Below are 12,647 nucleotides of genomic sequence, written 5' to 3' on the forward strand. Positions count from 1 at the left end.
TCTATGTGGGTTGCACGGACCATCCCGTGGTCCGGACCTTGAATCGAAGTCTCTCGACGTTCGAAGATTTCACTCCCCGCCCTCGCAACCGCGCGCTGGGCGGGGAGCGTCTTTGCGGTCGCCCTTCGGGGGGCTGGGCACCACCACACACGGGGCATAGGGGAAGAGCTGGTACGCATGAGGGCACTCGACGCACGGTCCGGTGCGCTGGGGGGCGCAGGAGGGGACGTGCAGACGGATGTGCTGTCCGACGCGAACGTCGCGAACGTGATGCCTGTCGCGTACAACCCTGGCGGGGGCAGACGTGTCCAACTGGCGTGGCAGAGGTACTCGAATTCACCGCGGTACAGGCGCGGGGCGCGGCCCTTCGTCCGTCCCGCCGCCCCCGGATGCCCGGCGCGCCCGGCGGCATGCCGGTGATCGCCCCCATGCCCGCAGCGCGGCCGACCCGCATACCGAACCAGCGCGAGGGCGCTGAGGAGACGACGGCCGCCGGCACCACGGTCGACCACCTCACCGAGACCTATCGCGCCCACTACCGCTCCCTGCTGGGTCTGGCGGCGCTCCTCCTCGACGACACCGCCTCCTGTGAGGACGTCGTCCAGGAGGCGTTCATCCGCGTGCACTCCGCGCGCAAGCGCGTGCGCGACCCGGAGAAGACGCTCGCGTACCTCCGCCAGACCGTCGTCAACCTGTCGCGCTCCACGCTGCGCCGCCGCATCCTCGGCCTGAAGCTGCTGACGAAGCCGATGCCGGACATGGCGAGCGCGGAGGAGGGCGCGTACGACCAGTTGGAGCGCGACTCGCTGATCAAGGCGATGAAGGGCCTGCAACGCCGTCAGCGTGAGGTCCTGGTGCTGCGCTACTTCGCCGATATGACCGAGGCTCAGGTGGCTCAGACGCTGGGGATATCGCTGGGCTCGGTGAAGGCGTACGGCTCGCGCGGCATCGCGGCGCTCCGTGTCGCCATGGGGGCATCGGCATGAGCAAGTACGAGGAGCGGCGCACCACCCCCTGGGGGCGCGACTCCCACGAACGACACGAACCGTACGAGTGGCACGAGCCGACGGACCGGCCAGGGTCCCTCGAGGCCGACCACGAGCAGCACGCTGGGAACGGAACCGTGAACCACCGCCCCGACGACCACGCCCGTGCGGACACCGGGCGGGACCGCGCCGCCGCGGACCACCTCTCCGAAGCCTTCGGCAGGGACACGGGCGGTGCCGGTGACGGCCTCGGCGCGGGGCGGGACCGGCTCCTTGCGGCGCTCGGGGGAGGCGGGGCCGGGTCGGGCTCCGGCGGCGGTGGCGAGGATCTGCCCGCCGACGGCGACGGGATGCCCGAGGGGCTCGGTTCGGACGAACTGGCGCTGCGGCGGATGCTGCACCAGGCCGTGCGCGACATCGAGCCGCGTGAGGGCGGTCTCGACCATCTGCGGCGTGCGGTACCCGCCCGGCGGGCCCGCAAGCGGCAGGCCGTGATCGGTATGGCGGCCGCCGCCCTGTTCGTCGGCACCGCGATCCCGGCTCTCGTCCACGTCTCGAACGCCACGGGTTCGAACGCGGACCCGTCCATCGCCGGCCAGGCCTCGCAGGCCCAGGGCGGTGCCGACCAGGGCAAGGGCCCGGACGGCGGCTCCAGCGGCTCCGCCGGCTCGGCCGGCACGTCCAGCCAGACGGGCAAGGGGGGCCAGAAGGGCAAGGAGGACAAGGGCAAGGGGGCGCCTGGCGGGGCCACCGGGGGGACGAACCCGTCGGCCTCCGCGCAGACCGCTCCCGCGTGCACCGCGGCCCAGCTCGGTCAGTCGGCCGCCACCGCGGGCGCCCCGGACTCCACCGGCGCGGTCTACGGCACGTTCCGCGTCACCAACACCTCCACCACGGGCTGTACCGTCTCAGGCAGCGGCACCGTCACCACGGCCGCCCAGGGCGCGGCGGACCCCGCCAAGATCACCGTGGTGAACCACGTCACCGGCGACCCGGCCACCGGCCTGCCCGACCCCACGCAGGAAGTCTCCTCCCTGGTGCTCAAGCCCGGAGCGGCTTACGAGGTCAAGTTCGCCTGGGTGCCCTCGGAGACCTGCCCGACCACGGGCAGCGGCACCGGGGGCGGCGGGGGCGCCTCACCCGACCCCAGCCCCTCGGCCAGCACGAGCACGAGCGGCGGCGGCTCGAGCCCGGAGAGCAGCGGCACGTCACCGCAGCTCATGACGGAGGACGGCGTGGCCGACGGCAGCGTGACCGTCTCCCTCACCCCGGGCACCGGCGCCGCGAGCTCCTCGACCACCATCGCGAACGCCTGCGCCGGCACGATCTACCACACGGGGATGCTGGCGGGGGCCTGACCCGCGGCAGCATCCCGGACCGGCCGGACCTGCCTCAGGGGCCGCTCGGCCCCTGCTTCAGGCCTTGGCGGCCGGCGTCGGGCTTTCGCCGGCGGCTTCCTCGTCTGCGGCCGACTCGCGGGCGGCCGACTTGTCGCCGGCCGCCGGCGAGGGCGCGGCCTCGCCGGTCGCGCCGGTGCCCGGCCCTTCCGGTACGAGGCCCAGCTGTGCGTCGCGGGCGTACTCCACCTCGCGGCGCAGCAGCCGGAACCACATGAAGACCGTGAAGCCCGCGAAGACGAACCACTCGCCGGTGTAACCCAGGTTCTGGAACGCCTTCAGGTCGAGTCCGCTCCCCTGGGGCGCCGTCGCCGGTACCGCCTTCATCCCGCTGTCGGCCTTGGTGAGGGTGATCCACGCCTCGTACAGGTCGTAGGGCACCAGGTTCACCAGCGTCGCCGTGCTGATGTCCGCGGTCTGCCCGGCCGGCAGTCCGCCTGCCGCGTTCACCCCGTTCGACCCCGGGCTCTCCGGGGCCTGCAGGGCGCCCGTGACGGTGACCTCGCCGGCCGGCGGCGCCGGGGCCTTCGCGGGGTCGGCGTCACCCGGCAGCCAGCCCCGCACCACCGGCAGCGCCTTACCGCCGTCGGTCCGCAGCATGCTCAGCACGTAGAACCCGCGCTTGCCGTCCAGCTCCCGGTCCGGCACCAGCAACTGCTTGCCGTACCGGCCGGTGGCCGTGGCCTGCCTGCCGGACGTGCTCTTGTCCACCGGCAGCAGTTCGGCCAGCGGCCGGGCCGCCTCCCCGCGGCCCGCGGTGACCTGCTCGCTCGCCGCCCGCTGCTCGTGCACCCGTGCCTCGAACCGGCCCAGCTGCCACGACCCCATGAAGACGCAGAACGGGATGGCCAGCAGCACGAAGACGTTGATCCCCCACCAGCGGGGCGTCAGCAGAAACCGGTACACGCCATCAACGGTACGGTGCCACCACCGTGGGCCCGGCCCTGGGGCCCGTTATGCCGGGGCGCCACCCCCCAGATGCCGCGCCGCGAAGTCCAGCTCCAGCCGGACCTGCTTGATCCGCTCGTCGACCACCAGCGAGCCGTGCCCCGCGTCGTACCGGTACACCTCGTGCACCGCACCTCGCGCGGCGAGCCGGTTCACATAGTTCTCGACCTGGCGGATCGGGCAGCGCGGGTCGTTCACCCCCGCCGAGATGTACACCGGGGCCTTCACCGCGTCGACGTAGGTCAGCGGCGAGGACGCCTCGAACCGCTCCGGCACCTCCTCGGGCGTGCCCCCGAGCAGCGTCCGGTCCATCGCCTTCAGCGCCTCCATCTCGTCGTGGTACGCCGTGACGTAGTCCGCGACCGGTACCGCCGCGATCCCGATCGTCCACAGCTCGGCCTGGGTGCCGAGCCCGAGCAGCGTCAGGTAGCCGCCCCACGAGCCGCCCGTCAGCACCAGCCGCTGCGGGTCCGCGAGCCCGGACGACACCGCCCACTCCCGGACCGCCGCAATGTCCTCCAGCTCGATCAGCCCGACCCGGTGCTTGAGCGCGTCCGTCCACTCGCGCCCGTACCCCGTCGAACCGCGGTAGTTGACCCGCACCACCGCGTACCCGTGGTCCACCCAGGCCGCCGGGCCCGCGGCGAACGAGTCACTGTCGTGCCAGGTCGGCCCGCCGTGGATGTCGAAGACCGTCGGCAGCGGACCTGAAGCCCCCGCCGGCCGCTGCACCAGCGCGTGGATGCGGCCGCCCGGCCCGTCCACCCACACGTCCTCCACCGGCACCGACCCGGGCGCCTTGATCCCGGGAGGATCCAGCACCACCCGGCCCGAGGTGGACCGGACGACCGGGGGCTCGGCCGCGGACGACCACAGGTACTCCACGGTCCCGTCGGGCCGTGCCGTCGCCCCGGACACCGTGCCCGGCGGCGTCGGCACCCGCACCAGCTCCCGCGTGGCCAGGTCGTAGCGGAACAGCTCGCTGCGGGCCTCGAAACCGTGCACGATCAGCAGCGCGGAGCCGTCCGGATACCATTCCGCGGCCACGTCACCCGGCAGGTCCAGCTGCAGGTCCGTCTCCTCGCCGGAGGCGACGTCCCACACCAGCGGCTCCCACCGGCCGCGCCGCTGGTGCCCGATGAGCAGTCGGGTGTCCCCGTCGACCGGTGCGAAGCCCAGGACCTCCAGGCCCAGCTCGACCGTGCCGCCCTTGGTGTCGTCCAGCTCCGCCACCGTCGAACCGTCCGGCCGCAGCACGCGCAGCGCCGAGTGCATCGCGTCGCCGTGCTCGGTGTGCTCGATCGCGATCAGCGAGCCGTCGTGGGAGAGGTCGCCCACCCCGGCCGACTCGCGGTGCCGGTAGATCTCCACCGGATCCCGGCCGGCCCGCACGAGATGGATCGTGGAACCGTCCTGGTCGGTCGAGCGGCCCACGACCGCCGTCCGCCCGTCCCGCCCGATCGCGAGCCCCGCCGGATACGACGGCTCGAGTCCGGGAGCCGCCGGCTCGTCGGGCCCGGCACCCGCACCGGAGGCACCGGGCACGAACCGCTGGCGTCTCCAGATCCCGAACTCGTCGCCGTCCGTGTCGTCGAACCACCAGATCCACTCGCCGTCCGGCGAGAGCACGCCCTCCGTCGTGCCGTTCGCCCGGTCCGTGACCTGGCGCTGCTCGCCCGTGACACGGTCCCAGGCGTACAGCTCGTACGTCCCCGTCGCGTTCGAGACGAACAGCGAGCGGTGCGGCGCGTCCTCCGCCCAGTCCGGCAGTGACACCCGCGGCGCCCGGAAGCGCTTCTCCCAGTCCGGCATGTCCCCGCCGCGCTCGGGCGAGGTGGACCCGTTGCTCTCAGTCATGGCCCCATAGTGCCTGGCCGGGCCGACTTCCCGCGGGCGAGGTCCGCAGCCTGTGGACAACTCGCCCGCAGGGGAGGCCGCAGCCTGTGGACAACCCGGCTCGACCCCAGCGGCACGCCCGCGGGCGGGATCAGGCCCCTTCCGGCTCCCGGCGCCTGCGCCCCAGCAGGTCCGCCAGACCGCGCCGCGTCGCGGCCAGGATCACTCGGTCCTCCGCGCGCAGGACGTAGGTGGGCGGCAGGTCCCAGACCAGGCCCGACGCGCGGTCGGACGTGCGCGTCTGCGGGTCCGGCGTCCGGCCGCGTTCCTCCGGCGCCGCGGTGTCCAGGGCGAGCACCCGCCACGCCCCGGCGCGGAACGCCTGGGCGACCGTCTTCCCCTCCAGCTGCGGATGCCCGGCCACGTCCACGGCGGCGAACAGCAGCACCCGCCGCTCCACCGGGATCGCCCCCAGGATCTGCCGGCCCAGCATGGCCCCGGCGAACGCGGGCGCGGCCAGGTGGGACACGCTGCGGCTGCGCGTCTGTGCGTGCGGGTGCGCGGCACGCAGGGTGCGGTAGACGGCGGTCGCGAAGTCGTCGTCGTACAGGCGCAGGACGACCCGCAGGTCGGGCCGTACCGAGCGGGCGTACAGGACGGCCTCGAGGTTCGTCGTGTCGGAGCTGGTCAGGGCGAGCAACGCGTGCGCCCGGTGGATCTTGGCGGCTTCCAGCACGCCTTCCTGGGTCACGTCCCCGAGCACGACCGGCACCCGTAGCCGCCGGGCCGTCGCGAGGCCGCGCGCCTCCGGGTCGCCCTCCACGCACACCACCGGGATCCTCAGCTCCCGCAGCCGGGTCATGACCCGGGTGCCGATCTTGCCGACGCCGAGCAGCACCACGTGTCCGGACAGCCCGCGCGGCGGTCTGCGCAGCGCGGTTCCGCTGCGGAAGGTGCCGAGGGCTTCGAGCACGGCTGCCAGCAGCACGGGCAGGAGCAGCAACCCGACCAACGAGGACAGCAGTTGCAGGATCTGCCGCCCGACGGGTTCACCGATGGCCGGATTGTCGATGGCGAACAGGTCCAGCAGTGTCAAGTAGGTGGCGCGCAGCGGGGGTTCGCCGGTGACCGCCATCGACGCGATCGCGAGCCCGACCACACAGCCCACCAGTCCGGCGACCGACCAGCGCAGCCGCCGCGAGAACAGCGAGCCGAGCGGTACGACACTGCGCCCTGCGGGCAGCGCCGGACCGGTGTAGGAGACGGTCTCCAGGACGATGGTGCCGCGTCCGGTGGCCTCCGCCACCGCACTTTCGTCCGGCAGGAGTCGGGGACCCTGCTCGCCGTCAAAACCGTCGGCCCCGGCAGGGTCGTTGGCCGTCGCGGACAGCAACGCCAGCGTGCACAGTCCGGGATCGGCGACCTGGCCCGGCCGTGGCGGCGGACGCTCGACGGCCCGCAGCATCAGCCCGTCGGTCTGTACCACCTTGGTGGTGCCGGCGACGGCGGTCGCGGCCAGGGCGGGCGCGGCGGTGTCGGCGTCGGACAGCACGGTCGTGGACGCGTCGAACGCCTCCGCGTCGCCGGTCCCGCCGGACGCCAGAGCCGCCGCCTGGTCGAGGAGGGCCTCTATGTGCTGCCCGAGCCGCCGGTTGTACAGGCGCAGGACGAGCCGCAGCCGCGGGTTGAGGCGGCGGGCGGTGAGCGCGGCGCGGATGTTGGTCTCGTCGTCGTCATAGACGAGTGCCAGGGCCGCCGCCCGGTCCACGCCGGCCTCCGCGAGCACGGTCTCGGACGCCTCGGGGGCCTCCACCATCCGCAGCGAACCGGCGGGTTCGGCGCTGCGGCCGCCGCCTGATCCGCCGGTGCGTCCGTCCGTGCCGTTGGTGTTGCCGTTTCCGTTGCCATTGCCGTTTCCGTTGCCCGCCGCGCGCGTGACCGCGGCGGAGACCCGGTCGAGCAGCGTCGAGGCGCGGGCACGGCCCACCACCGGCCGGCGGGCGACCCGGACGGCGGGCGGGACGACGAGCGTCACCTGCTCGCCGTACACCCCGCGCAACTCGGCGGCCAGCCGGTGCGCGAGCCCGTCGTCCCCGCACACCACCATGTGCGGGACGCCGTCACCCGACCCGTTCTGCTGCGGAACCCCTGCCCCCACGAGGAGAAAGACTGCCGTATCGGGGGTGTTGGTTCCACAGAGGCGCATGAGGCACCGGGCCTGGTCCGCACGGGTGACGGTGACGACGGTGAACAGCGGGGCTGCTGTCCTTGAGTCATACTCGTGGTGAGTTCGACCGGCGTCCTCGACCGCTCCTGCGGGACGAGCCGTGACCGGCCTGACCAGTCCCTGAGGGGGCCATCATGGCTGTGGAAATCCCGCCCCTGATCAAACCCTCCCGACTCAAGCGCCGAGGGGGACTGCTGGGCGAATGCCTAGCGGAGTTCCTGGGGACGCTGGTGCTCATCGCGTTCGGATGCGGTTCGGTCGCCGTGGCCGTCGCCGCGCTGCCGGGATCCGGCCGTACCGCGGGACCCACCACCTTCTTCCTGAGCTCCGGCGACTGGCTCCTGATCACCTGGGGCTGGGGCCTGGCCGTGACGTTCGGCATCTACGTCGCGGGCGGCGTCAGCGGCGCCCACATCAATCCGGCGGTCACGCTGGCGTTCGCGGTGCGCCGCCGGTTCCCCTGGGCCCGGGTGGTCCCGTACTGGTTCGCGCAGCTGGCCGGCGCGTTCGTCGGGGCGGCGCTGGTGTACGCCGTCTACCACGACGCGATCAACACCTTCGACCACGCCATGACGGGGCCGAAGACGAACGGGCACACGCTCGCCAGTTTCTCGATCTTCGGTACGTTCCCCGCGCCGTTCTTCCACGGCGGCACCTGGGGCCCGCTCGTGGACCAGATCGTCGGTACGGCCTTCCTGGTCTTGTTCGTCGTGGCGGTCGTCGACCTGCGCAACACGGGGGTGCGGGCCAACCTCGGGCCCTTCGTGATCGGCCTCGCGGTCGCCGCCATCGGCATGTCGTACGGGGCGAACGCCGGATACGCCATCAACCCCGCCCGGGACTTCGGACCGCGCCTGTTCACCTGGGTGGCGGGCTGGCAGAGCCTCGCGCTGCCCGGCACCCTGCCCGGCTCCTTCAGCGACTACTGGTGGATCCCGATCGTCGGCCCGCTCGTCGGCGGTGTCGTCGGGGTCCTGGTCTACGACCTGTTCATCGGTGACGTCCTGTACATCCGCGCACAGGGCGCCGAGCCGCCGGAACCGGGCCGGACCCGTCCGGTGGAGACCACGGACGAGGAGTGACGGGCGATCGGCATCCGAGCCGATGACCGGGCCGGTGCCTGAACCGACCGGGCCGGTGCCTGAACCGACCGGGCCGGCACCTGAACCGACCGGGCCGGTACCTGAACCGATCACCGTGCCCGGCACATCACGGCGCGCGCAGCAGCAGGACGGCGATGTCGTCTCGGTGGCGGCCGGTGGGCCAGACGTGGCGGACCAGGCCGTCGATCAGGTCCTCCAGCGCATGGTCACGGAAGTCGGCCAGATACCGCGCCAGGGCGTCGGTGGCCCGGCCGGTGTCGCTGCCGGGGACTTCGACGAGGCCGTCGGTGTAGAAGGCCAGCAGGGCGTCGGCGGGGAGCGGCACGCGGGTGACGGGGTACTGGAAGTCGACGTCGACGCCGAGCAGCGGCCCGGGCTCCACCTCCAGCAGGCCGACCTCGTGGGAGCCGTGGCACAGCAGCGGCGGAACGTGGCCGGCGCTGACGAGGGCGATCTCCCGGTCGGCCAGGTCGAGCTGTGCGTAGAGACAGGAGGCGAGCAGGCCGGAGTTCAGGTCGATGAGGAGCCGGTTGGTGCAGGCCAGGACCTGGTCCGGGGGTGCGCCGGCGGTGGCGTGGGCGTGGATGGCGGTCCGCACCTGGCCCATGAGGGCGGCCGCGGCGATGCAGTGGCCCTCGACGTCGCCGATGACGGCGGCCGCGCTGGTGGAGCCGAGGCGCAGCAGGTCGTAGAAGTCGCCGCCTACCTCGACGCCGCGGCTCGCGGGCAGGTAGCGGGCGGCCACGTCCAGTCCGGCCATGATGGGCAGAGCGCGCGGCAGGAGCGCCTGCTGGAGGTCGTGCGCCAGGCCGTGCTGGGCGTCATACAGCCGGGCGCGGTCCAGGGCCTGCGCGATCAGCCCGGCCAGCGAGGTCATGACGGCCCGCTCGTCGGCGGAGAAGGTGTGGGGCCGGACGTAGGACAGGACGCAGCAGCCCACCGGCCGTCCCGTGATCACCAGGGGGAGGAAGGCCCAGGCCTGTTTGCCGCTCAACAGGGGTGCATCGGGGTAGCTGCAGGCCAGTTCGTTGGGGGTGGCGAAGAAGGCGGGGGTGCCCGTCGTGAGGACCTGCCCGGCGGGGGTGAGGTCGGTGTCCAGCGTGAGCCCGTCGAGGCGCTCGACGACCTCGGGCGGGTAGCCGTACGAGCCGAGGATCTTCAGGCGACCGGCGTCGGCGGCCGACAGCACCAGGCCCTGGGCACGGACGGCGGGCAGGATCTGGTCCGTGATCAGGTCGAACAGGTCGCGCACGCTCACCGTTTCCGTGAGCGCGGCGGCCAGGTGGACGAGCTGGTACAGACGCCCGGTCGGGGTCACCTTGACCGGCCGGGGACGTGTACTCGGGGTGGGCTGCTCCCCGGCAGGGGTGATACGGACGCTGATGCCGCTGGTGTCCGGGTAGAGCTCGAAGCTCAGCCACTGATCCGGTGGGCGCAGGGCGGTGAAGGACAGGGCGGCGCGGCTGACCACGGCCGTGCGGTAGTGGTCCTCGATCACGGGGTCGTCCATCCATGGCAGCGACTGCCAGGGCCGGGTCCCCAGCAGTCGGCCGCCGTCGCGGCCGAGCAGGCGGGCGGCGGTCTTGGTGACGAAGGTGATCCTGCCCTCGAGGTCGAGGGCCAGGGCGCCCTCGGGGAGGCGTTCGGCGTAGTCGACGGCGACGAGACCGGCGTAGGCGGGGTGGCGCGGGGTGTCGAGGGAGACCACGCGCGGCTGGTCGGGCAGCGTGGGCGGGCGTGACGCGTGGTCCAGGAGACGGGCCAGACGGCGGGCGCTGGAGGTGATGTGGTGGCGTTCGCGGGAGGTGGGCCTCCGGGCGTGGTCGGCGGGCCACATCAGCACCAGTCCGCCCCAGCAGCGTCGCATCCCGCTCACGGCGTGCGCGGCGAGCGGGAACCTGTAGGGCAGGACCGCGGCGACACGCGGGTACCGGCGGGCCATGTCGTTCTGGTCCCCGATCCACACCAGCTGTTCCTCGCGGATCGCGTCGGCGACCGGGACGGGAGCGGTGAGCGGCAGCCGCCGCCATGGGGCGGTGAACTCCAGAGGCATGCCGCACACGGCCACCAGCCGCAGCACCGGCTCCGCCTCCTCGTTCAGGTAGATACCGCCGATGGAGGCTCCGGTACGACGCACCGTCGTGGCCAGGACCGTGTCCAGGGCATCGTCCAGCCCGTCGGGGGCATCGCCCAGCGCCGGAGCCGTGCCCTTCGGCCCATCGTCGCCACCCATGGCCATATCCGGACAATACGCCCATTGAGGGTCGCTGACATCGTAAGCGTCGCTGCTCGGGCGGGCTGCCGGGCCGCCCTCGCGGCTCCTCCCGGCACGGCAGGTGCCCGGTGGCCGGAAGGTGAAGACCATGCCGATCGAGGGCCGCCAGTTTCACCCAAAGTCATGGGCGATTATGATGTGGTTGTGGGTATTTGATCCCATATGAGGTATGGGACGGGATCCCATCTGAGCTAGGTGTCACCTGCGGGTGGTGATCCGGGGACGCCCTACGAAAGCCCAGCCGGAGTCGCCATGAACTCCAACCGAGCCGCCGGCACCGCCCCCGGCTTCCGCTGCTGACACGGAGACGGCCATGACCTTCCGTGACGGGCGGCCATCCCCCTGGCGCGGCCGGGCAATCCCTCGGCGTGAACGGGCCGTATATACCGGTATGCAGAGGTTTCGGTTCCCCGTGGGCCGTCTCCCGGACGAAGCTCTGCTGTCCGGGCTGGCCACCGGCGATCCGGAGCTCGCCGTCACCTTCGTACGGAGGTTCCAGCACAAGGTCTTCGGTGTCGCCGTCGCCGTCACCGGGGACCCACAGCTCGCCGAGGACATCGCCCAGCAGACGTTCGAACGGGCGTGGCGCCATGCGCAGATCTACGACTCCCGCAGGGGTTCCGTGACGACCTGGCTGACGACCATCGCCCACAACCTCGCCATCGACGCCGTCCGGTCCCGGCGGCCGGAGCCGCTGGCACCCGATGACCTCGAGGCGGTCCTGGGCGTCGTCAGCGAGACGCCCGAGCAGTACGCCCTGGCCGACGAGGCGTCCTCGCGACTGCGGGCCGCGGTGGCGCAGCTCCCGCGCGAGCAGGGCCGTGCCCTGGTGATGGCGGGCATCTACGGCATGACGGCCCAGCAGATCGCCGACTGGGAGCACATCCCGCTGGGCACCGCCAAGACGCGCATCAGGACGGCGATGGGCAAGTTGCGCACCACCCTCGCCCCTCCCCAGGGGAGCGACCATGCCCAGTGACATGGCCTGCGAGAAGCTGCGGGAGATCGGCCCCGAGCTGGCCCTCGGTGTGCTTCCCGGCCGGGAACGCGCCGGGGCGGTCGCCCATCTGGACCGGTGCGCGGACTGCCGGGAGTACGTCGCGCAGCTCACCCTCGTCGGTGACCGGCTGATCGGACTGTTGCCGTGCGGTGAGCCGCCGGTCGGGTTCGAGACCCGGGTGGCGCAGGCGCTCACACGCAGCGCACAGGGGCAGGGGGGGAGGGCGCAGGCTGGGCGGGCAGGGGATGAGCAGGCCCGGGGTGTGCAGGTCGAGGGCGTACAGGTCGAGGGTGTACAGGTCGAGGGTGTGCGGACTGACGGCGTGCAGGCGCAGGGCACACCGGCGCACGAAGGGCGCGTCCGTGAGGCGGGCATCCCGCGTCAGGGTCGGCGCGGCCGCCGGGTACGGCTACGGGTCGCCTCCGCCGTGGCCGCGCTCGCCCTCGCCTTCGGGTTCGGCGGCTGGGCGGTCGGCACGGCGATAGAGGAGCTCACGGCCGGACCCTCCAGCCCCGCCGGGGCACCCACGGGGATGCTGAGGGCCGCACTGGTCTCGGCCCGGGCCTTCGGGAAGTCGGCGGGCGAGGTCTACGCCCACCCCGGGCCCGCGGGCTGGCTCTACATGTCCGTCGATCTGGCCGACGCCGGGACGCCGTACGACGGCAAGGTCTCCTGCCTGCTGGTGCGGCACGACGGGAGCACGGTCCGCGTCGGCGAGTTGACCCTGCGCAAGGGCTACGGCTACTGGGCCGGCCCCGCCCCCGTCGATGCCTCGACACTGGCGGGCGCCCGGCTGACGGCGCCCGACGGGACGGTCCTGGCCACGGCTCAGTTCGGCGCGTCCGGTCTGGCGTAGGACGGGCGCCTCACGGACG

9 protein-coding genes are annotated in these 12,647 nt (G+C 72.9%); 5 read left to right on the plus strand and 4 right to left on the minus strand.

From position 1 onward, the window contains the following. The first annotated feature begins 317 nt into the window (after positions 1-317). Together ACZ7L1_RS28150 and ACZ7L1_RS28155 are read left to right on the plus strand one after the other, a co-directional pair. Positions 318-986: a SigE family RNA polymerase sigma factor gene (locus ACZ7L1_RS28150; RefSeq protein ID WP_471440816.1), complete on the plus strand. Its 669-nt coding sequence runs from the start codon at positions 318-320 to the stop codon at positions 984-986. Next, a complete protein-coding gene (locus ACZ7L1_RS28155) occupies positions 983-2,344 on the plus strand; it encodes a hypothetical protein (RefSeq protein WP_471440817.1) in 1,362 nt (453 codons plus the stop codon). Before ACZ7L1_RS28150 ends, ACZ7L1_RS28155 begins: the two co-directional genes overlap by 4 nt. Positions 2,345-2,401: 57 nt before the next feature. Here ACZ7L1_RS28155 and ACZ7L1_RS28160 read toward each other — a convergent pair whose 3' ends face one another. The 3 genes from ACZ7L1_RS28160 to ACZ7L1_RS28170 form a co-directional block, all read right to left on the minus strand. Beyond that, a complete protein-coding gene (locus tag ACZ7L1_RS28160) occupies positions 2,402-3,289 on the minus strand; it encodes an SURF1 family protein (RefSeq protein WP_471440818.1) in 888 nt (295 codons plus the stop codon). Between the two features lie 48 nt (positions 3,290-3,337). Continuing rightward, a complete protein-coding gene (locus ACZ7L1_RS28165) occupies positions 3,338-5,188 on the minus strand; it encodes a S9 family peptidase (protein WP_471440819.1) in 1,851 nt (616 codons plus the stop codon). Positions 5,189-5,318: 130 nt separating this feature from the next. Further along, on the minus strand, positions 5,319-7,274 hold the full coding sequence (locus tag ACZ7L1_RS28170; RefSeq protein WP_471440957.1) for an NAD-binding protein: 1,956 nt from the start codon (positions 7,272-7,274) through the stop codon (positions 5,319-5,321). Between the two features lie 254 nt (positions 7,275-7,528). Here ACZ7L1_RS28170 and ACZ7L1_RS28175 point away from each other — a divergent pair, with 254 nt between their 5' ends. Further along, positions 7,529-8,476 carry an MIP/aquaporin family protein gene (locus ACZ7L1_RS28175; protein ID WP_471440820.1) on the plus strand — a complete coding sequence of 316 codons (948 nt, stop codon included), beginning with the start codon at positions 7,529-7,531 and terminating at the stop codon, positions 8,474-8,476. A gap of 127 nt (positions 8,477-8,603) precedes the next feature. Here ACZ7L1_RS28175 and ACZ7L1_RS28180 read toward each other — a convergent pair whose 3' ends face one another. Then, complete coding sequence (locus ACZ7L1_RS28180) at positions 8,604-10,730, minus strand: SpoIIE family protein phosphatase (protein WP_471440958.1); 2,127 nt, start codon at positions 10,728-10,730, stop codon at positions 8,604-8,606. A gap of 433 nt (positions 10,731-11,163) precedes the next feature. Here ACZ7L1_RS28180 and ACZ7L1_RS28185 point away from each other — a divergent pair, with 433 nt between their 5' ends. Continuing rightward, positions 11,164-11,751, plus strand: coding sequence for an RNA polymerase sigma factor (locus ACZ7L1_RS28185; RefSeq protein ID WP_471440822.1), 588 nt, complete (start codon positions 11,164-11,166; stop codon positions 11,749-11,751). Beyond that, positions 11,741-12,628: an anti-sigma factor family protein gene (locus tag ACZ7L1_RS28190; RefSeq protein ID WP_471440824.1), complete on the plus strand. Its 888-nt coding sequence runs from the start codon at positions 11,741-11,743 to the stop codon at positions 12,626-12,628. The genes ACZ7L1_RS28185 and ACZ7L1_RS28190 overlap by 11 nt, the downstream gene beginning before the upstream one ends. The last annotated feature ends 19 nt before the right edge of the window (positions 12,629-12,647 follow it).

The sequence above is a fragment of the Streptomyces sp. NPDC107546 genome (assembly GCF_055639175.1).